Source organism: Commensalibacter communis (assembly GCF_947179105.1).
Classification (GTDB): Bacteria; Pseudomonadota; Alphaproteobacteria; order Acetobacterales; family Acetobacteraceae; genus Commensalibacter; species Commensalibacter communis.
The window spans coordinates 561,029-580,352 of sequence record NZ_CAMXCK010000001.1; the positions used below are offsets into that span (position 1 = coordinate 561,029).

The following is a 19,324-nucleotide window of genomic DNA, read 5'->3' on the forward strand; positions in this document are numbered from 1 at the left end:
TATTTTTTTGATATTTGTATTTTCTTTTAAAAAACGCAATAGGAAAAAATTATGTTGGCTGAGAAATGGCAAAAAAAAATGCAAGAAGCAACTGATTTTTTATCTTTAGTTGATAAAGATCTTGCATTGGTCATACAAAAAGAAAAAAATTGTCGATTGCAGATCAAAGAAAAACAAGAACCATATTTTGCACTACTCGAAGCCATTGCCGGTCAACAATTGCATGCAAAAGCCGTTACAGCAATTTTAAACCGTTTAAAATTGTTTAATAACGGGCATTTTCCTAACCCAAAGCAATTATTAGCCTATTCAGATACAGAATTAAGAGCATATGGTTTTTCTTTTCGTAAAGTGGCAAGTTTGAAACAATTGGCTGTGGCAACGATAGAAGGTCGGGTGCCTTCCTATTACCACGCTCAAACAATGTCAGATCAAGCGTTGATAGATTTATTGACACAATTGCCAGGGGTGGGAATCTGGACAGTCGAAATGGTGCTGATTTTTACACTGGGACGTTTAGATATTATGCCTGTGCATGATTTTGGTATTCGTGAAGGATGGAAAATCTGTAAACAATTATCCGAGCAACCTAAACCAAAAGAACTCAAAGAAAAAACAGCCTCTTGGAGTCCTTATCGGTCGGTTGGGGCTTGGTTTTTGTGGCGTGCTGTCGATCAACAGAAACCAAAAGAGAAACAAAATCCACTGACATTATAGATTGGATAAGTCGAGAATCATTTTACCGCTATGATGTCCAGCTTCCATAATTTCATGAGCTTGTCGAACTTCAGATAGTGGGAAGATTTGATGGATCAAAGGAGATATTTTCCGCGAGGAAAGCAACGGCCATACGTGATGGTAAAGTTCTTTGGCAATATGTCCCTTAAAGTCATTTGAACGTGGTCGTAAGGTACTACCACATACAGTCAATCTTTTCGTTACAATTTTCGCCAAGTTAATATCATTTGCTTTGATACCACCTTGAAAAGAAATAATGACTAAACGACCGTCTTCGCTCAAGACGTTGATATTTTGATTAAAATAAGCTGCTGCCATAATATCAAGGATAATATGAACGCCTTGTTTATCAGTCAATTCGTGAATACGTTCGACAAAATCTTCATTAGTATAATTAATAAAATCCTTAGCGCCCAATCTTTTGCAAAGTTCTCCTTTTTCTTTACTGCCGACAGTGGTGTAAACGGTGGCTCCGAAATTACTGGCAAGTTGGATGGCTGCGGTGCCGATACCACCACTTCCGCCATGAATCAGAACCGTTTCGCCTGCTGTTAATTTTCCTATTTCAAATAGGTTTGTCCAAACGGTAAAAAATGTTTCAGGTAAGGCAGCAGCTTCGTGGACAGTAAAATCTTTTGGCCACGGAAGGCATTGTTGTTCAGGCACAGCGCAATATTCAGCATATCCACCACCATTGGTCAAAGCACAAATCTGATCGCCAGGTTTAAAAATCGAAGCAGAGGGAGCAGATACAACTTCACCAGCAATTTCTAAACCAAGTAATGGGCTTGCTCCCTCTGGAGGAGGATATAACCCTTTACGTTGCATAACATCGGGACGATTAATACCTGCGGCCAAGACACGAACTAAAATTTCTCCTTCTCTACAGGTTGGAATAGGTAAGGTGCTTAACGCAAGTTCTTCTGGCCCACCAGGATTTTGAACAATAATAGCTTTCATCTGTTGCGTGTTCATGTCATTTTACCTTTTGAAGAAAATATTATAAATTTTAGCTGCTTTGAAATATCAAATGAAGTAACTAAGATTTTTATCGTAGGTAATTAAAATGCTGTACGCAACCCCTTATGAATTAATACAACAGCTCCCTAAAGGATATCGGATATTGGGGATCGATCCAGGTTCTAAGCAAATCGGATTGGCTTTATCGGATGTTACATTGATGCTGGCTTCCCCTTTTGCAACAGTCAAGCGGGGGAAGGTATCAGTTTTTGCCCAATATTTACAAGAATTGGCACAAAAAGAGCAAGTCGGTGGTCTAATATGCGGGTTACCGCTTTCTTTAGATGGTGATTTCGGCCCTGCTGCTCAGGCAGCGAGAGATTGGATTACTGCTGTTTCAAATGCCAGCCAGTTACCAGCTTGCTTATGGGACGAACGATTATCCAGCAGTGCGGTTAATCGTTTTTTAATCAATGAGGCAGATTTAAGTCGTAAGAAACGCAATGCAGTCGTGGATAAAATGGCAGCCAGTTATACGTTACAAGCCGCCCTTGATGCCTCTAAAAACCAGTAAGGGTATTTTTGGTAGCGGACGTTGCGCCCAAAGCATTCAGGTAAGAAACATATTGATCAATTTTTGATCGAGCATTTTCTAAGGATGTTTTGGGGAGCGGTTTATTCTTATCAAATTTTTGTCGAAATTGCATTAACGCTTGATAAGCGTCAGAGCGATATTGTTTGAGACGTGTGAATGATGCAGGATCAGGTTGCCCATAATTTCCTTTTTCGTAATCTTGATCAAGCACGACAGCGTCATTATAGCTGTTTTGAACTTTCTCAATGGTTGTTAAGTTTTTATGAGACTGGCTGCATGCAATCAATAAACTACATAGAAAAAAAATGGATGCTGGTTTGTAAATCGAGCGATGGGGTGTCATTTTGCTTTAAATCATATAAGTTATGCCTGTCGTAAATACTATAAGAAAAATCTTGTTCAGAATATGATTATTTTGAATTGAACAATTTTATAATATTAACTGCGTTGTTCTTAAACGTATATTGCTTTTTTAAAAATATAAAATATGCTTTTGAAAACACAGTGGTTTTATAAAAAATTAAGAATGCTAAATTTTATTGATCTGTTATTATCTAAATAATGTTTGTTGTTTATAAGAATTAGTTGGCAAAAAAGTCTCTTATAATTTTATTATACAACAACACTATTATGTGAATTTCATAAATAAAGGAAAGAATTTAACCTATCGAAATAAGTTGTTTTCGAAAGGATGAAATATTGATGAAATTTCCTAAATTTGCTTTGAATCGGATTGTTGCACCTAAATTATCTTTTGATGATTATTTAAAATTATGTGCCTCGTTAAATATTGATGCGATTGAATTGCGTAACGATTTACCAGGAATTGATATTTTTGATAAATCGGAGCACTCATTTATTGTTGCAAAATGTCAGCAACATAAAATTGATATTTTAACCATTAATGCACTTTATCCTTTCGACGTATGGAATACTGAAAGAGAGCAACAAGCAGTCAAATTGGCACAAGTGGCGACTAATATTAAGGCAAAAGCAATCGTTTGTTGTCCTCTGAATGATAATTCTGATTCTCGGACGTCACAAGAACGAAAACAGGATTTACGTCAAGCATTAAAAAACTTGAAAAATATTTGTAATCATCATGGTTTGATGGCGTATATCGAGCCTTTGGGATTTCCTCAATCTGCACTACGTGCCAAAAAAGAAGCCGTTGAAGCTATTCGCGATATTGGTGGTGTAGGCACATTCAAATTAGTGCACGATACATTTCATCACCATTTAGCAGAAGAAACAGAGTTCTTTCCTGAATTAACAGGCATTGTTCATGTGTCGGGTGTTGTTGATCAAGATCTTGATATTTCAGAAATGTTGGATGCACATCGAATTTTGGTAAATCAGCAAGACATGTTAGAAAACATAGCGCAATTGAAACGGTTTAAAGAATTAGGTTACACCGGATATGTCTCTTATGAACCATTTGCGGAGAGCGTGCATAATATGCAAGATATTGAGAACGAGTTAAAGGAAAGTATGAATTTTATACGTAATCACATTTAAAGCTCAGTAAATGCTTTTCTAAATTCTTGTTCAGGCAAAGCAATACCGATAAAAACCAATTCTGAAAAAGGCACTTCTGATTCTGACCAAGGCGATCCAAAATCACTATTATAAACTTGCTGTATTCCTTGTAGCAAAAGGCGTTCCGGGGTGTCTTTTATATAAAGAATTGCTTTATATCGTAAAAGCTGATCTTTGAAATTAACAAGTAACCTTTCAAAAAGTGAGGATAGAGTATGCAAGTCGAAAGGTTCATCTCTTCTTATAACAAAAGAGTTAACTTGTGCGTCTAACGGATTATCAGGTAACTCTTGGCACAAAAAGCTGGATTGAGAAGGTAAAGAAAAACCATCAAGTTGATCTAAGAGTGTTAAATCTAGTCGCCCATTAAAAATAGGATGAATATTTGCTCTGTTATTCATATAAGCAAGTTGTTTAAAAAAATCTTGATATGGTTTGTTTATCAGGTCAATTTTGCTTACTAAAATCAAATCGGCATAACCAATTTGGGCCTGTGTCACATGAAAATGTTTGAACTGATATGGGGCGTTGAATGCATCAACAACAGTAACAACGCCTTTAAGTTGAAAGTAGCTAGAGACATGATCGTGGGTTAAAAATGTTTTAATAATTGAACCAGGATCCGCCATCCCAGTGCATTCTATCATTAGTTGTGAAAATTGAATTTGATGCGTTTTTAATTGATTTATCAGCTGTATTAAAGTTATTTCTAATTCAGCATGGCTGTTGCAACAGATGCAGCCATTTTGTAGAGTCCTAATATGCAGAGATTGCTTCTCTTGTGATAAGACGATGCTATCTAATGCTGTGTTACCTAATTCATTTTCTATAATTGCGATTTTATGTGTCGTTTGATGATATAAAATATAGTTGAGTAAGGTTGTTTTTCCTGCTCCAAGAAAACCGGTTATTATAAATACAGGAATAGGAAAAATCATAGATAAACTCTTTGTTGCCGGTTAGGAAAATTATCCGTGATATTATAAATAAAACGCGAAATATAATAATATATTTCGCGTTTGCTTAAATTATTTAGAGATAAAAAGATTAGATAAAAATTTTTAATAAAACTATTTTACAAGCAATCTGTGCTGAAAGCACCTTTCCATTTTTCTTCGAATTGTGTTACTGCAATTGCAACCGCTGGGTCGGCGAGGAACAGATCAAATACTTCAGGAGATAAAGTAATACCTTTACAACCAATCAGCATACATTCCAAAGCTTGTCTTGGGCTTTTAAAGCTGGCTGCAATAAGTTCACTTTCTGGCGCATGCATTGATAATAGAGATTGAAGCTCAGAAACAACTTCTGGTCCGTTTCCTCCTTGCGCGTCGATGCGACTAACGTAAGGAGAGACATATTTAGCACCAGCAAGAATCCCTAGTAGACCTTGAGCTGAGCCATATACGGCAGTTGCCAATGTTGGTATATTCTGTGCGCTTAATTCTTTGATAACTTGCAGACCTTTTGGGGTTACAGGTACTTTTACAACCAGGTTATCGACACGTTCATATAGTTTTTGTGCATCAGTAATCATACCTTCCACTGAAGATGAAATAACTTGCGCGAAAAGTGTGCCTTTGCCACCCAAAGCATCTCTAATTGCAGGGAGCAGATCAAATAATTGCACTCTGCCAGTTGCAACAATTGCTGGGTTTGTGGTTACCCCCCAAACGGGGAACGTAGCTGCGATTCTTTTGATTGCTTGAACGTCAGAGGTATCTAAAAGTATTTTCATAGTCTCATAAGCCTTATATTGGAATTAAAAGAAATCAAAATAGTAATTTATATATTCGAACTAGTAAAAAACTGGATTTATAGAGAAAAAATATATTTAAAAGATTTATTTAATAAAAAAACAACGACATAATTGTCTTTCGTGGATTGTTTTTTTATTAACGATATTTTATTTCAAAAGAGCAAAAAGAATTAAATATTTTAATTACTTTAATAACGATTAGTTTAATCCAAAAAGGCTTTTTTGTTAAGACATAATTATTAAAAAAATCAATTTTTTGTGATGACCTAACAAAAAAGCTTACGATCAGGTTTTAGACAGAATAGTACATTTCAAACTCTACGGGATGAGGAGTATGTTCAAAGCGATATACTTCTTCCCATTTGATTTTTGCATAGCTTTCGATTTGATCTTTGGTAAAGACATCGCCAGCTAATAAGAAATCATGATCTGCTGCCAAAGCGTCTAATGCTTCACGCAAAGAACCACAAACGGTTGGAATTTCTTTGAGTTCTTCAGGAGGAAGATCATATAAATCTTTGTCCATTGCATCGCCAGGATGAATTTTATTTTTTATACCATCAAGACCAGCCATTAACATTGCTGCGAATGCAAGATATGGATTAGCTGTTGGATCTGGGAAGCGAATTTCAACACGTTTTGCTTTTGGGCTGGTTACATATGGAATACGGCAAGAAGCAGAACGGTTGCGAGCAGAATAAGCCAATAATACAGGAGCTTCAAACCCAGGGATTAAGCGTTTGTAAGAGTTGGTTGATGGGTTGGTAAATGCATTTAGTGCTTTGGCATGTTTAATGATACCACCAATATAGTATAATGCTTGATCGGAAAGATCAGCATAACCATTACCAGCAAAATTAGGTTTACCATCTTTCCAAATTGATTGATGCACATGCATTCCTGTGCCGTTATCGCCATAGATTGGCTTTGGCATGAAGGTTGCAGTTTTTCCATAAGAATGCGCCACATTATGTACGCAATATTTATAGATTTGCATATAATCGGCAGAACGCACCAAAGTAGAGAATTCAATGCCTAATTCATGTTGAGATTGTGCCACTTCGTGATGTTGTTTTTCGATTGGAAGTCCCATTTCACCCATCGTTGTCAACATTTCTGCGCGAAGATCATTTTCGCTGTCTACTGGAGGCACAGGGAAGTAACCACCTTTAAGACCTGGACGATGTCCCATGTTACCTTCTGGATAATCTTTTAGATTTGAGCCAGGACCTTCGATGCTGTCGAGTTGATGAATTGCAAAATTAGGACCTGTTCCAAATTTAACATTATCAAAAATGAAGAATTCAGCTTCTGGACCAAAGAATGCAGTATCCCCAATCCCTGTTGATTTTAAATATTGCTCAGCAAGTTTAGCTGTTGAACGTGGGTCACGATTATAAGCAACACCTGTCGCAGGGTCAATAATATCACAAATCAAGATCAATTGTGGTTTTGCGGTAAATGGATCCATCACTGCGCTGGTTGGGTCTGGCATCAAAATCATATCACTTTCGTTGATTGCTTTCCAACCTTTGATAGAAGAGCCATCGAACATAATACCGTCCTCAAAGATTTCTGCTTTGATTGTGGTCACATATTGTGTTGTATGGTGCCATTTACCACATGGGTCAGTAAAACGAAAATCCACAAATTCAACTGAATTTTCTTGGATCATATCCATGACTTTGGAAATGGATTCTTCTCTGGAGATATTAGACATTTTTGATCTTTCCTGTGCCTTTTGACTTAAGAATATGAAAACTATAACGAGTTATCATCTAGAGTGTATTTTGAATGATTGATTATAATGCTTCTGTACCACTTTCGCCTGTGCGAATACGAATAGCATTTTCAACAGGCATCACGAAGATTTTTCCATCCCCGATACGGCCTGTGCGTGCTGTATTCATAATGATTTCTACGGCACGTTCCACCAATTCTTCACCGCAGACAAGTTCAATTTTAACTTTGGGTAAAAAATCGACAACATACTCAGCCCCACGATATAACTCAGTGTGACCTTTTTGACGCCCAAACCCTTTGACTTCGGTGACGGTAATGCCTTGTAAGCCAATTTCTTGCAAAGCTTCTTTCACTTCGTCAAGTTTAAAAGGTTTAATAATAGCTTCAATTTTTTTAATCATTCAATTTCTCTTAAATAAAGTTAAGCAAATAATGTTTGCCTAGTTATTCAGATAGAATTTCATAGTTTCTATGGAGGATATTAAAGACCATTTTATAAGTGATTGTCTAGCAAAAATAATTACGTGTATTATTGCTTTTGATTAATTATTAGGCAAAATTTGACCAAAAAAAAGTCATACGAACATATTTTATGCAAGCAGAGCAGAATATTATATATGGTTTACGTTAGTTCGAATGAACTGCCTTTTTTGTAATCAATTTTTTATTTACGTTCTGAAGTTATTTTTTACAGAAATTTTTTATATTTGTATGGAAATCAATAAAAATATTATTTTGATAGTAATAAAGGTTATAAATAGCCGTTTTGACAGAGCTTATGCCTGTTCGAGTTGCAGAATCTCGTGCAGTTATGAATTGACACATCATTCTTTCATCACCCGAAAATGTATAAGGTAATATATTAGACATCTTTACAGCGACAAGCCAATCGAAGTTTTGTTCACCATATAGTGGCAAAAACAATGGAATTCTTAATGCTAATTTTTTATTACTCTCTGACAGGGGAAAGGGGTTTAATACAAATATTTGAGCAGAGGACACGCCCGGCGTATGCCCAATATCATAATTAATATTTGTCATTGTCATATCAAAAAAATGATTTTGGTCTTTAAGAAAATTCCCATAACTATAGCTAAATGAAAAGCAAAAACAGCAAAAACAAAAGTAGAACACATAATAAAGCGTTTTAGAAGCAAGGGATATTATATAAAAGGATAATACCCATAAAAATGATATTGCAATTAGCAGACGTACATCACTGATATCCGTTTTAAAGAGAAGACTGGCACCTTCGGCTGTTAACAAAAAAACGATATAAAGTAAGCCAACTATTGAAAAATTAATGACAACTTTAATGGGTTTAATCTGTTTTGTCTTAATTTGTTGATAATGAAAGATAAAAAAAGACAGTAAAGTAATCACCGCAGTTATATATAAAAGATAGTGGATATTGAAAAACAATAATTTAATGTAGGAGATTGTTTGTAAAATATTGGTTTTTACGTTTGATAAGCTAATGACTATGCGGCTAGCAGAACCATCGAATAAATATGGATATATTTGTTTGTAAATAACACAAAAAAGCAAATAAATACTCAGGCTAATGATTGCTTTTATGTATATTTTGTCGTTATGGTTCCAACCATTTTGCAAATAATAAATAAATAATACAAATACCAGAGTGTTTACATATATTCCAATAGTTGTTTGATATGAAAATATGATGATAAAAGTCAGTAGCGCCGTTAATGGAATATAGTATTTATTTTGTATAATGAGCAATGCAGAGATAATAGCACAACAGGTTGCAATCGTCATGGGAAGACTGTCGTAGCCAAAACTCATATTCTGAAGATAAAAAGGGTTTAAAAAAATCAAAGAAATCAAAGAGCAAGAGTAGAAATTAATTATTTTAAAAATTGTTTGTGCAGCATAAATAACAGTAAAAGCAATGCATACAAGAGATAAAAGCTGCGTTAAAGGCGCAGTATAAATGCCATCCGAAAAAGTAAAAAAATTTATAATCCACTTGCTGATAAACCGTCCTTCGTCAACCCAACCTAAATTGAGGAACAAAGCGCGGATATAATCGTCTCTGTATTTGATATCTAATGAGATAACGGGATAGTAATAGAAATAAAAAAAAACAAAAACAAATAACAGATTGAATTTATTCTTTATGACAAATTGCTTCATTTGAATTCTCTATTTTCACCCCTCAATATATTGAGTATAATCTATATACTAAGTTCTTTGTTTTTGAAATAAAATAGGTAAGGGGATAATAGGCTTTATACTGTCTTATTCATTATAGCTGCTGTGAACGATTGATTTTAATCATAGTATATAAGGCAATAGTGAAAACTCATTTGGTCATTATCATTTGTCGCCCTTTTCACGGTTGAATTGTAAAATATTTTTCTTTGGTTGACTTTCCTTCATTTAACGAGTGTTGTGCCTGCTTGTTCAACGGATGTATCCGAATTTCTTATGAAAAGAGATTAATACGATCATTTGCGAGGTGAATTTTCTGGGGATTCTAACAAGGATAATGTAATTGAATTAAATCAACGACTAGACCAGTATTGTAAGGGAACCGATTAAGCCTTAACTCAATTGAAAAAGAAATATCATGATAATCCAAAAATTATTCAAAGGATATGAGAGTCCTATTGAATCTTCAGATCAACGAAAAATTTCTTTTCATGATTACCCAGTGACAATGTTCAAAGGGAATATTCGAATTCCAAAAGGATATACGCACAAAAACGCTGGCTGGGTTGATGAAATGAATAAAATTGTCGATCCATTAAAAATCAATTTTACAGGTCAATATTATATTACGTTACACAGCTGCGGTGCACAATGTCGATATTACACAGTTTTCAACCTTCAAAATGGACAAGGTTTATCAAAACTTGCTGAGAACTTACCATCTAGTCCAGAAAGTGAATAAAAGTATTTCATTCAGTTAGACTATCAAACGAATAGTCTGTTATTGAAATTACGTTATTTTAAAGATTTTTATACAATAGAATTTATATTTTGTTTATTTGTAATTAGAGATGATACATTAGAAAAATTGAGCCAATGTCCAATAATACCATAATAGATAATATCGAAGTTTTACTTACCGATTTTCTGGATTGTAATATGAATTTACTACTTAAGATACGGTTAGAGCATGATCTTGATCAGGGTTTGATTAAAGAATACCTGCACTTATTAAATAACATTTGTATAAATTATGAAACCACCCAAATGCTTCCTAAAGTGCTAGTCAATGCGTTGATAAATGCTCGTGATACGATTGAGGGTGCAATAGGATACTTTTTGAAGGAGGATGATCGTCACAAGATGAAATATTTAAGTTTAAACTTTCATGGGTTCATGGGAAGAATTTTATCTGAAGAATAATTAAGCTTGTGCTGTCCTTGAAATTTGAAACAGAATTAGAAGTCAATTTGATTTACTACAATTGACTTCTTCTCAAGCGTATAAATTTTACATCCGACACGCTTGTAACGATTGTTTTTGTTTGCCATCTTGATCAAAATTATCAGGAGATAGCCAGTGTTGAAAGGCTTGATTAATCGCTGGCCATTCTTTGTCTATTATAGAAAACCAGTCCGTATCTCGATTATGACCTTTGACGACCGCAGCTTGTCTAAAGCGTCCTTCGTATTGAAAGCCCAACCGCAATGCTGCTTTGCGTGAAGGTTCGTTGCAGCTGTTACATTTCCATTCATATCGACGATAACCAAGTGTTTCAAAAGCATAGTTCATTAAAAGCCATTGCGCTTCGGTTGCCATAATAGTTTTTTCTAACAATGGTGAGTAATGTACATGTCCGACCTCTATTGTACCGTTTTCAGGATCAATATGCATTAATGAGAATGTCCCTACAGGTTGATTGGACTTATTATCAATAATCGCGAAAAGAAGTGGATCATTTAACGTAATTACACTTGCGACCCATCTCTTATACTCTTCGATTGTTTTATCGGGTTCACGGGGTAACCATGTCCAATGTCCATCGTCAGAAAAGAGTTGATAAGCTGCATATAAGGCCTCTGCATGATCCAAACTTAGAGGTTCCAAACAGCATGTTCTCCCTCGTAGCATAACACGTTGAGGAAGAGGTCTTGGTTTCCAGTCAGGTAAAGGTTCACCGACAGCTTGGTTAAGTTCGTTAAAGTAGCTCATGTTTGTTTACAATAATTTCGTTTCGAGGAAAGTCTTTATGATATGATGAAAAAATCATCTTGTATAATAATTTTATAAAAGAAAGATTTTAAAATGTCTGCTTGCATTATCCCAAAAGTCATTGACAAATTATACCCAGAAATTACAAAAGTTTTTGTAAATCCTGAATTGTTAAAAGCATTTTTCTTTCCGTTATTTTCTTTTAACCATGAGGGTCAGATATTTCATATGATTGCTGTGCCTGGTTTGTTTAATGACGAGGAACAATGCCAGCAAAATGCTGAGTTAAGTTTTTTTGGATTTTCAAGAAATCAAAATGGTCAATATGATTTTTTGGGGAATCTCAGTATTTTTGAAGATTATCAAGAGGTTCCAGAGTTATATGAAAAGCTATCACAAGATTGGTTATTAAATAAAGATCGTTATTATCAACAAAAGATTAAAGTAGAGGATTATATACTCGCTTTGGATCTAGATGAAGTCATCAAGATGAAGTTAGAAACTTATATCAGTGATTTTTATGGATATCAGATGGTAAAGTTGAACTGGGAGAGGACTGAGAGGTTTGAAACATTAATGTCTATGACCAAATCTTGGGGTAATCTTGATGTATTAGAATTTATTTCAGATAATGAGGCTGTTGAAGAATTTTTTATGAACAGACAATATAACCTGAAATTTAACTATGATTTAACCCCAGAAATGATGATTGGTGAAACGGATAAATATGAGTTTTTATCCGTGATTAATGGGGGAACCAATTTCATTTTCTGGAATAGTAAAAAGGACATAGTGTATTTGTTGGAATATTATTCTTAATCGGTAGCGACAATTACCGTTTACAAAAGCTTATGATAGCAAGGAGTATCATGACAAGAAAACAAATAGAGCTCATCCCCAGAAAGATCATTGGGAGATAGGGTTCTTGATATTGTCCACTACCTGAAATACTCTTAAGCGCACCTAAAATAGGAACAACGCCGAAAGCCAAAAAAATTACATCAAATATTATCGAGAGTAGGGCAGCAAAAGTGATGCTTTTATTCTTGCTATAGAAAATCTTGATAATCAATGTAATAAAGCAATTATTACAATTATGGGTAATAAAGTGATTGTGAATAATGAAAACATTATAAGAAAGACTTTACATAAATATTGATTAACTGCTCATGATCGATTTTTTTGCAATGGCCTCTAGCATTCTACGCCTGATGATTCCACTGACAATTCGAATAATATACCAGTAACAAGTAAACTGATACATAGAGTGCTTATCTGTGCAATATATTCTTGTTTCAGTAGATAATAACGTTTTGCAGTTTTTTAACGAAGTAACGTGGAAATTTAAAACAAGCTTTGCTGATTTCGGCATATTGAAGGCTAAAAATTCATCTGTATTTTCGTAGGGCGTTAATCCATAATTAAGTTCCCAAAAACGACCCAATAGACCATAGACAATTTCTTCTTTGTTGCTTTCAAGAACCGTAAATCGTTTCATACTAAACGATTTTGCGGGTTTATGGGATCTATAGTTTAAAATCTTGTGAGGTAATTCTCGTAAATATTTAGCAATTCTATAAAAGAAATCTTCTTGAGTGTTATACTTAATGGCATTTGTCAGAACTGTGTGAGCAGCTGCATCAACAATAATCGAATGTTGCTCATTGAACTGATAATAAGGTAAATACTTGTCGATTAACATGGTTTTTTCTAACAGTGGCATCAGGAAATGATTCGAATACCATATTATTCCATTAAAAATCGTTCTCTGTAAAGATAATAAGCGGCTTCGCAAGTTCTGTTTGTAAAATAAGCATTAAATCCTGCGCCGATTGCTGCCCCCAATATAGGTATTGTTTGCGTTATTTTTGCTTTAGTGATTTTAATACTTAAAGATTTGGCGATATCGTGAATTATTTCAGAAAACGCATCGTCATTTAAAGGTTCCTATAAAGGTTGTGCTTTGATTTGTTTTACAAGGTCTGATAGGGTTCTTAAAACATTTTCTTTTTCAATATCATCTGCTACTGTAAGGCTCAGGATACATAAAGAAAATATTCGTTCTTCTTGCTTTGTTATATCATAGCCATAATAGGTGACATATTCTCCAACCGCTCCTAGATTCATGAAAATGAGTGCAGGGATATCAAAAGCAAGTCCAGCAAACCCTTTGACACCCGTGGCAGCACCTTCTGCGGTTGATAGACTTTTATATTTTGCACCAAGCCATCCAACTACTGTATCAACATCATTTAAATTTAAGTGATGTATGTGGACATGTTCTTGAATTTGTAAAAAACCTTTTTCACGATATTCGCGAAAGATACTATTATGTCGAACTGAAAATTGGGCCCCTTTATTACAAATAGAAAGAAGACCATTCATTGATAACAAACCTTTAATCACTTCTTGTAAGATTTCCCCAACAATCGGTGTTTTAAGGATCAAATCACTTGTATAATTCACGGGTGAATGAAGTAATTTTAAAGTATTATTAAACAGATTGGGCTTCTTATATTTCCATTGGTTGATTTCAATTAAAGCATCTTTGTCATATTGATTGTGAATATTCATGTTGTTTTCTATCTGGTTAAAAACGTTATCTCATTCTAGATAATGTTTCTTCTCTAAAATAGGTTTGAGAAAACGTCCCGTGTAACTTTTTTTAACCTTGACAACATCTTCTGGGGTGCCAGTGGCGACAATTTGTCCACCACCATTTCCGCCCTCAGGACCTAAGTCAATGACCCAATCTGCGGTTTTGATGACTTCTAAGTTATGTTCGATGACAATGATAGTGTTACCTTGCTCGACCAAAGCATGAAGGACTTCTAGTAATTTCCGAACATCTTCGGTGTGCAGTCCCGTTGTAGGTTCATCCAGAATATATAATGTTCTTCCCGTAGCGCGTCTGGCAAGCTCTTTAGAGAGTTTAATCCGTTGTGCTTCCCCTCCAGAAAGGGTGGTTGCTTGTTGTCCCAAATGAATATAACCCAAACCAACTTGCTTTAAGATATTTAGACGATCACGTATTCGAGGCGCTGCTTCGAACAAAGGAACCGCTTCATCAACCGACAGATTTAAAATATCCGCAATAGAATGTCCTTTGAATTTAATTTCTAAAGTTTCTCGATTATATCTTGCACCCTTACAGGCATCACAAGTCACAAACATGTCGGGTAAGAAATGCATTTCAATCTTGATAACCCCATCACCTTGGCATGCTTCACATCGTCCCCCTTTGACGTTAAAGGAAAAACGTCCAGGTTTGTAGCCTCTGGCACGACTTTCAGGCAGCTCCGCAAACCATTCACGAATAGGGGTGAATAAATCCGTATAAGTTGCTGGATTTGATCTTGGTGTACGCCCGATGGGGGATTGGTCAATATCAATGATCTTATCAAGATGCTCTAACCCTTTGATGTTTTTATAAGGGGAAGGAACCATGTTCGATTTCATAAGTTGGCGAGACAAGGCTTTGTAAAGCGTATCAATAATTAAAGTCGATTTCCCACCGCCAGAGACACCAGTGACAACGATAAAAGTTCCTAATGGGAAATCAACAGTAACATTTTGTAAATTATTCCCTGTTGCACCAGCAAGGGTTAGAAGTTGTTTTTTGTTAAATTTTCGGCGATTTTTTGGGATGGGAATATATTTCCTACCACTAAGATAATCCCCTGTAAGGCTCTTTGGATTTGCTTCGACTTCTGCTGGTGTCCCGATAGCAACGACGTTGCCTCCAAGAATACCTGCACCAGGTCCCATATCAATTAAATAGTCAGAAGCTTTGATGGTATCTTCGTCATGCTCAACAACAATAAGTGTATTTCCTAGCCCTTTAAGACGTTCCAAAGTGCCTAATAAGCGTTCATTGTCCCGTTGATGCAATCCAATGGATGGCTCATCCAGAACATAAAGCACTCCTGTTAATCCAGAACCAATTTGGCTGGCTAGCCGAATACGTTGGCTCTCACCACCAGATAAAGTAGCTGAACCACGGGAAAGTGTTAAATAATCTAACCCAACGTCATTTAGGAAATGTAAGCGTTCTATGATTTCACGTAAAATACGATGTGCAATTTCTGCCTTTTGTGGCGTTAGCGTTTCTTCGACTGTTGAAAACCAATCTAATGCTTGTTGAATAGGATATTCTGAAATCTCAGCGATATTTTTCTTATCAATTTTAACGCATAAAGCCTCAGGTTTTAATCGTGCACCGTGACAAGTATGGCAAGGATAATCAGCACGATATTTATTGAGCTCTTCCTTAACAGACATACTGTCTGTTGCATGATAACGCTTTTCAAGGTTGCGAATAACCCCTTCAAACGGTTTATTCAGCGTATAAGATTGTTTTTCATCGTGATAAGTAATGGGAATTTCTTCGGTAGATCCATGTAAAATAATCTGTTGAACAGCTTCTGGGATCTTTTCCCATGGGGTGTCCATATCAAATTTAAAATGACGGGCAATACTTTCCAGCGCTTGTTTATAATATGGAAGAGAGCTGTTGCTCCACGGAAGGATAGCGCCTTTTTGAAGGGTTAAAGTTGTATTGGGAATAATGAGTTGCGGATCAAAAAAACTTTCAGTGCCAATTCCATCACAAGCAGGACAAGCGCCTTGTGGTGCGTTGAAAGAGAAAAGGCGTGGTTCAATTTCTTCGAGGGTAAATCCACTTTCTGGACAAGAATAACGTGCAGAAAAACTTAAAGTAAGAGGTTGTTTTTCTTCTCCATCGCGCAAGACCTCTTCAACACTTGCCAACCCATCAGATAAGGCAAGGGCAATTTCAAAACTATCTGCTAGTCGTCCTTCGATGTCCTCTTTGATAACAACACGATCAATAATGACTTCGATCGTGTGTTTAATTTTGCGATTTAAGTTTGGAACGTCATCAATATCATACAAAGTGCCATCAACTTTGACGCGAGTAAATCCTTTGCGTTGCAGTTCTGCTAATTCTTTTTTATACTCACCTTTGCGGGCGCGAACCACAGGTGCCAATAACATCAAGCGTGTTTTTTCTGGTAACTCCATAACACGATCCACCATTTGGCTGACTGTCTGAGCCTCAATTGGTAATCCTGTTGCGGGGGAATAGGGTGTGCCAGCTCTTGCCCAAAGCAGACGCATATAATCATGAATCTCAGTAATCGTTCCAACCGTTGACCGTGGGTTTTTAGAGGTTGTCTTTTGTTCAATCGAGATTGCAGGGGACAATCCTTCAATGGATTCAACATCAGGTTTTCCCATGAGTTCTAAGAACTGACGTGCGTATGCAGAAAGGCTTTCCACATAACGGCGTTGTCCCTCGGCATAAATCGTATCGAATGCCAAGGAGGATTTTCCTGAACCTGATAATCCCGTAATAACCGTTAATTGATGCTTTGGAATATTAACATCAATATTTTTAAGGTTGTGTACTTTTGCCCCTTTGACAACCAGAGTGGTGAGGGGAGAAACTTGCTTTGAATTCATGATGTTTTTTATTGCTCTTGATGATGTACGTTACGATTGTAGATAATATTTTAGTCTCTTTAAAGGTTTTTTATAAAAGAATAGGTGAATGGGAACATATTATGGTGATAAGTGATCAATTTTAGGCAAGATTTTAATTGTATATTGTTAATAAAATTGAGCTGTGAGTAGGGTTATAAGCTTTATAATTTTTCTATAATTAAAAATTATGGGGCAATCGGGTATGAAGACAATGTGTTGTATCTATATTCAGTTAAGTAATGATAACTGGGTTTCAAGCTTATAGTAAGAATATTATGTCAATAGAGTTTCGATTAATGACACTGTAATGAAGAACACAATAGAGGTATCATTGAGCAAAGAGGGATAGATTATATGTTTAAAGTATTATTTAAAACGGTATGTACTAATTTTGCAGAAAGTTTCTATTTGTAGTCTAAATAAAAAACTTGAGCTTAGACATGAAAAAAGAGTAAATATATAAACGATATACGAAATTAAAAATATTTGTGATTAAGGTAAAAACAATGGCTGGCAGTGTTAATAAAGTAATTTTGGTTGGGAATTTGGGCAAAGATCCTGATGTCAGAACAACTCAGATGGGTACCAAAGTGGTTAATTTGACACTAGCGACCAGTGATACCTGGAATGACCGTCAAACAGGCGAACGCAAAGAAAATACAGAATGGCATCGTGTCGTTATTTTTAATGAACGTTTGGCAGATGTTGCAGAAAAATATTTACGTAAAGGTCGCAAAGTTTTTATTGAAGGGCAACTGAAAACGCGCAAGTGGACAGATCAACAAGGAATGGAGCGTTATACGACCGAAGTTGTGGTTGATCGTTTCCGTGGAGAGTTGGTGTTGTTGGATAGCAATCGTAGCGGTGGTGATGATATGGGATATGAATATGGAGCCTCTGCACCGATGGCACCGACCTCACGTCCAGCGATGTCTTCGCCGTCACAAAATAAATCTGGCGGTGGTTGGGATTCTTCTATGCCAGGAAATAATGATTTAGATGATGAAATTCCATTCTAAGTATTCATTATAAGAACTTTGGAACATACATAATATGTTTATGGTAATCCTTTTTTTGGCATTTATCTTTATTATTTTGCTCTTATCCAAATATAGAAGAAGTTCGCATAAAAAATTGATTACCGTCACAATTTTTATGATAATGACTGGTATGATATGTTGGGGATATACGGATCTTATCTTCGCAGTTGGCGCGTCATCAGGAATTGGAAATGGTTTTTTCTTTGCATTAGTTAATAAGTCGTGGGCTTGGACAATTGGCTCTGGGCTTTTAGTGTTATCAGTTCCTAGTGCTTTATTTTGTTTACTCAGCAAACCCAAAATTCTTGGTGAGGAAGACAAACTCTTAGAGGATAATGATGATTTATAAGGACAATCATACATGATATTGGGTCATATTAATAATGAAGCGACTTTCCCTTTACCACCCATTATACAGCAGGGACTAGAATTCCTAAAAGCCTTAGATTTACTACAAATTAAACCTGGAAAAGTTGACATAGATGGTGATAGAATTTTTGCCGAAATTGTGGATACAGTAACGCACTTCAAAGAAGAATCTAAGCCAGAAAGCCATCAGAAATATATTGATATTCACTATTTAATTTCAGGCGCAGAGTATATTGGTGTTAGTATCAATACCATGGATAATCCAATTTATCGACCTTTTGCACCAGGAAAAGATATTCAGTTTTACGACTCTGTAAGACACGAAACGTTGGTTGAATTATTTCCAGGTAGTTATCTTATTTTATTTCCACAAGATATTCATAGACCTTGTTGTTGTTTGCAAGAACCAGTTTCTATTCGAAAAGTTATTGTTAAAATCGCCGTAAGTGAAATATAGATTGCCAACGATATATTACAAATCTTTGTTGAAGATATTTTGATCGATATTTTAAACTCATATTATATTTGTTTAAAGTTAAATGTTTTCTCCTTGCACGAGGTTTGAATAAATAATATATGAGTGACCGCTCTTTTAGCAGGTTTTGGTGTTAAAGATCTTATTAATGTAACTCCTGATATGGCTTTGTCAAAAAACTGGAGAATTTTGCTCTAAGCATTTATTTATCCTTTTGTCTTTGGGTGATGCTTCCATGGCCACTTTAAAAATAAATGGTGGGATCGCAAAAGCGTCAACTGTCGATAGTGTAAGTAAAGGGTTTACACCAATCTTTTACAAAAGACGAACTTAAGCTTATAGTGATTAGATAGTAAAATAAAGAGATCAAAAACTATTAGAATAGTTTTTGATTTTTCAAAAAGGTCAACTTTACGATTTTAATCAACAAAAAT

20 protein-coding genes and 1 pseudogene are annotated in these 19,324 nt (G+C 35.5%); 10 read left to right on the forward strand and 11 right to left on the reverse strand.

Going from position 1 to position 19,324, the window contains the following annotated elements; genetic code table 11:
- Positions 1-51: 51 nt before the first annotated feature.
- Positions 52-717, forward strand: coding sequence for a DNA-3-methyladenine glycosylase family protein (locus tag PQG52_RS02630; protein ID WP_271827772.1), 666 nt, complete (start codon positions 52-54; stop codon positions 715-717).
- Here PQG52_RS02630 and PQG52_RS02635 read toward each other — a convergent pair.
- Positions 712-1,713 carry an NAD(P)H-quinone oxidoreductase gene (locus tag PQG52_RS02635; RefSeq protein WP_271827773.1) on the reverse strand — a complete coding sequence of 334 codons (1,002 nt, stop codon included), beginning with the start codon at positions 1,711-1,713 and terminating at the stop codon, positions 712-714. The two genes, PQG52_RS02630 and PQG52_RS02635, sit on opposite strands and share 6 nt — an antisense overlap.
- 91 nt (positions 1,714-1,804) lie before the next feature.
- On the opposite strand from PQG52_RS02635, the gene ruvX reads away from it, so the two are divergent.
- Positions 1,805-2,272, forward strand: coding sequence for a Holliday junction resolvase RuvX (ruvX, locus tag PQG52_RS02640; RefSeq protein ID WP_271789000.1), 468 nt, complete (start codon positions 1,805-1,807; stop codon positions 2,270-2,272).
- On the opposite strand, the gene PQG52_RS02645 is transcribed toward ruvX, so the two are convergent.
- Entirely contained in the window at positions 2,259-2,636 is a 378-nt protein-coding gene (locus tag PQG52_RS02645; protein ID WP_271827774.1) for a hypothetical protein, read from the reverse strand. The genes ruvX and PQG52_RS02645 overlap by 14 nt on opposite strands.
- Positions 2,637-2,995: 359 nt before the next feature.
- On the opposite strand from PQG52_RS02645, the gene PQG52_RS02650 reads away from it, so the two are divergent.
- Positions 2,996-3,811 (forward strand): TIM barrel protein, encoded by an 816-nt coding sequence (locus PQG52_RS02650; protein ID WP_271827775.1) that lies wholly within the window; start codon positions 2,996-2,998, stop codon positions 3,809-3,811.
- On the opposite strand, the gene PQG52_RS02655 is transcribed toward PQG52_RS02650, so the two are convergent.
- The 5 genes from PQG52_RS02655 to PQG52_RS02675 form a co-directional block, all read right to left on the reverse strand.
- Positions 3,808-4,770 carry a GTP-binding protein gene (locus PQG52_RS02655; protein ID WP_271827776.1) on the reverse strand — a complete coding sequence of 321 codons (963 nt, stop codon included), beginning with the start codon at positions 4,768-4,770 and terminating at the stop codon, positions 3,808-3,810. The two genes, PQG52_RS02650 and PQG52_RS02655, sit on opposite strands and share 4 nt — an antisense overlap.
- 137 nt (positions 4,771-4,907) lie before the next feature.
- Complete coding sequence (locus tag PQG52_RS02660) at positions 4,908-5,570, reverse strand: transaldolase family protein (protein WP_271788996.1); 663 nt, start codon at positions 5,568-5,570, stop codon at positions 4,908-4,910.
- A gap of 313 nt (positions 5,571-5,883) precedes the next feature.
- The gene (glnA, locus tag PQG52_RS02665) at positions 5,884-7,311 is read right to left on the reverse strand and encodes a type I glutamate--ammonia ligase (RefSeq protein WP_271788995.1); all 1,428 of its coding nucleotides are present in this window, start codon (positions 7,309-7,311) and stop codon (positions 5,884-5,886) included.
- A gap of 82 nt (positions 7,312-7,393) precedes the next feature.
- Entirely contained in the window at positions 7,394-7,732 is a 339-nt protein-coding gene (locus tag PQG52_RS02670; RefSeq protein WP_271789526.1) for a P-II family nitrogen regulator, read from the reverse strand.
- A gap of 283 nt (positions 7,733-8,015) precedes the next feature.
- Positions 8,016-9,491: a glucosyltransferase domain-containing protein gene (locus PQG52_RS02675; RefSeq protein ID WP_271827777.1), complete on the reverse strand. Its 1,476-nt coding sequence runs from the start codon at positions 9,489-9,491 to the stop codon at positions 8,016-8,018.
- Positions 9,492-9,927: 436 nt separating this feature from the next.
- On the opposite strand from PQG52_RS02675, the gene PQG52_RS02680 reads away from it, so the two are divergent.
- Positions 9,928-10,251, forward strand: coding sequence for a hypothetical protein (locus PQG52_RS02680; RefSeq protein ID WP_271827778.1), 324 nt, complete (start codon positions 9,928-9,930; stop codon positions 10,249-10,251).
- Between the two features lie 134 nt (positions 10,252-10,385).
- Positions 10,386-10,712, forward strand: a complete 327-nt coding sequence (locus PQG52_RS02685; protein ID WP_271827779.1) for a hypothetical protein — start codon at positions 10,386-10,388, stop codon at positions 10,710-10,712.
- Positions 10,713-10,799: 87 nt separating this feature from the next.
- On the opposite strand, the gene PQG52_RS02690 is transcribed toward PQG52_RS02685, so the two are convergent.
- Entirely contained in the window at positions 10,800-11,501 is a 702-nt protein-coding gene (locus PQG52_RS02690) for a GNAT family N-acetyltransferase (protein WP_271827780.1), read from the reverse strand.
- Positions 11,502-11,594: 93 nt separating this feature from the next.
- Between PQG52_RS02690 and PQG52_RS02695 the strand changes: the two genes are divergently transcribed.
- Positions 11,595-12,320, forward strand: coding sequence for a hypothetical protein (locus tag PQG52_RS02695; protein ID WP_271827781.1), 726 nt, complete (start codon positions 11,595-11,597; stop codon positions 12,318-12,320).
- A gap of 340 nt (positions 12,321-12,660) precedes the next feature.
- Here the strand turns inward: PQG52_RS02695 and PQG52_RS02700 are convergent, their stop codons facing one another.
- The 3 genes and pseudogenes from PQG52_RS02700 to uvrA form a co-directional block, all read right to left on the reverse strand.
- Positions 12,661-13,224 carry a hypothetical protein gene (locus PQG52_RS02700; RefSeq protein WP_271827782.1) on the reverse strand — a complete coding sequence of 188 codons (564 nt, stop codon included), beginning with the start codon at positions 13,222-13,224 and terminating at the stop codon, positions 12,661-12,663.
- Positions 13,225-13,247: 23 nt separating this feature from the next.
- Positions 13,248-14,075, reverse strand: a pseudogene (locus PQG52_RS02705) (EcsC family protein).
- Positions 14,076-14,105: 30 nt separating this feature from the next.
- Positions 14,106-16,985 (reverse strand): excinuclease ABC subunit UvrA, encoded by a 2,880-nt coding sequence (gene uvrA, locus PQG52_RS02710; protein WP_271827783.1) that lies wholly within the window; start codon positions 16,983-16,985, stop codon positions 14,106-14,108.
- A 527-nt stretch (positions 16,986-17,512) separates the two neighbouring features.
- Between uvrA and ssb the strand changes: the two genes are divergently transcribed.
- From ssb to PQG52_RS11445, 4 genes are all read left to right on the forward strand, one after another.
- Positions 17,513-18,025, forward strand: coding sequence for a single-stranded DNA-binding protein (gene ssb, locus PQG52_RS02715; RefSeq protein WP_271788986.1), 513 nt, complete (start codon positions 17,513-17,515; stop codon positions 18,023-18,025).
- Between the two features lie 142 nt (positions 18,026-18,167).
- Entirely contained in the window at positions 18,168-18,395 is a 228-nt protein-coding gene (locus PQG52_RS02720) for a hypothetical protein (RefSeq protein ID WP_271827784.1), read from the forward strand.
- A 12-nt stretch (positions 18,396-18,407) separates the two neighbouring features.
- The gene (locus tag PQG52_RS02725) at positions 18,408-18,872 is read left to right on the forward strand and encodes a YhcH/YjgK/YiaL family protein (RefSeq protein WP_271827785.1); all 465 of its coding nucleotides are present in this window, start codon (positions 18,408-18,410) and stop codon (positions 18,870-18,872) included.
- A gap of 178 nt (positions 18,873-19,050) precedes the next feature.
- On the forward strand, positions 19,051-19,224 hold the full coding sequence (locus PQG52_RS11445; protein WP_408869535.1) for a TRL domain-containing protein: 174 nt from the start codon (positions 19,051-19,053) through the stop codon (positions 19,222-19,224).
- The last annotated feature ends 100 nt before the right edge of the window (positions 19,225-19,324 follow it).

What these genes read in the sequence shown, in the direction of transcription:
- PQG52_RS02630 (WP_271827772.1), top strand. Translation starts at nt 52, where the DNA reads ATGTTGGCTGAGAAATGGCAAAAAAAAATGCAAGAAGCAACTGATTTT.
- PQG52_RS02635 (WP_271827773.1), bottom strand. Translation starts at nt 1,713, where the DNA reads ATGAACACGCAACAGATGAAAGCTATTATTGTTCAAAATCCTGGTGGG.
- ruvX (WP_271789000.1), top strand. Translation starts at nt 1,805, where the DNA reads ATGCTGTACGCAACCCCTTATGAATTAATACAACAGCTCCCTAAAGGA.
- PQG52_RS02645 (WP_271827774.1), bottom strand. Translation starts at nt 2,636, where the DNA reads ATGACACCCCATCGCTCGATTTACAAACCAGCATCCATTTTTTTTCTA.
- PQG52_RS02650 (WP_271827775.1), top strand. Translation starts at nt 2,996, where the DNA reads ATGAAATTTCCTAAATTTGCTTTGAATCGGATTGTTGCACCTAAATTA.
- PQG52_RS02655 (WP_271827776.1), bottom strand. Translation starts at nt 4,770, where the DNA reads ATGATTTTTCCTATTCCTGTATTTATAATAACCGGTTTTCTTGGAGCA.
- PQG52_RS02660 (WP_271788996.1), bottom strand. Translation starts at nt 5,570, where the DNA reads ATGAAAATACTTTTAGATACCTCTGACGTTCAAGCAATCAAAAGAATC.
- glnA (WP_271788995.1), bottom strand. Translation starts at nt 7,311, where the DNA reads ATGTCTAATATCTCCAGAGAAGAATCCATTTCCAAAGTCATGGATATG.
- PQG52_RS02675 (WP_271827777.1), bottom strand. Translation starts at nt 9,491, where the DNA reads ATGAAGCAATTTGTCATAAAGAATAAATTCAATCTGTTATTTGTTTTT.
- PQG52_RS02680 (WP_271827778.1), top strand. Translation starts at nt 9,928, where the DNA reads ATGATAATCCAAAAATTATTCAAAGGATATGAGAGTCCTATTGAATCT.
- PQG52_RS02685 (WP_271827779.1), top strand. Translation starts at nt 10,386, where the DNA reads ATGTCCAATAATACCATAATAGATAATATCGAAGTTTTACTTACCGAT.
- PQG52_RS02690 (WP_271827780.1), bottom strand. Translation starts at nt 11,501, where the DNA reads ATGAGCTACTTTAACGAACTTAACCAAGCTGTCGGTGAACCTTTACCT.
- PQG52_RS02695 (WP_271827781.1), top strand. Translation starts at nt 11,595, where the DNA reads ATGTCTGCTTGCATTATCCCAAAAGTCATTGACAAATTATACCCAGAA.
- PQG52_RS02700 (WP_271827782.1), bottom strand. Translation starts at nt 13,224, where the DNA reads ATGCCACTGTTAGAAAAAACCATGTTAATCGACAAGTATTTACCTTAT.
- uvrA (WP_271827783.1), bottom strand. Translation starts at nt 16,985, where the DNA reads ATGAATTCAAAGCAAGTTTCTCCCCTCACCACTCTGGTTGTCAAAGGG.
- ssb (WP_271788986.1), top strand. Translation starts at nt 17,513, where the DNA reads ATGGCTGGCAGTGTTAATAAAGTAATTTTGGTTGGGAATTTGGGCAAA.
- PQG52_RS02720 (WP_271827784.1), top strand. Translation starts at nt 18,168, where the DNA reads ATGACTGGTATGATATGTTGGGGATATACGGATCTTATCTTCGCAGTT.
- PQG52_RS02725 (WP_271827785.1), top strand. Translation starts at nt 18,408, where the DNA reads ATGATATTGGGTCATATTAATAATGAAGCGACTTTCCCTTTACCACCC.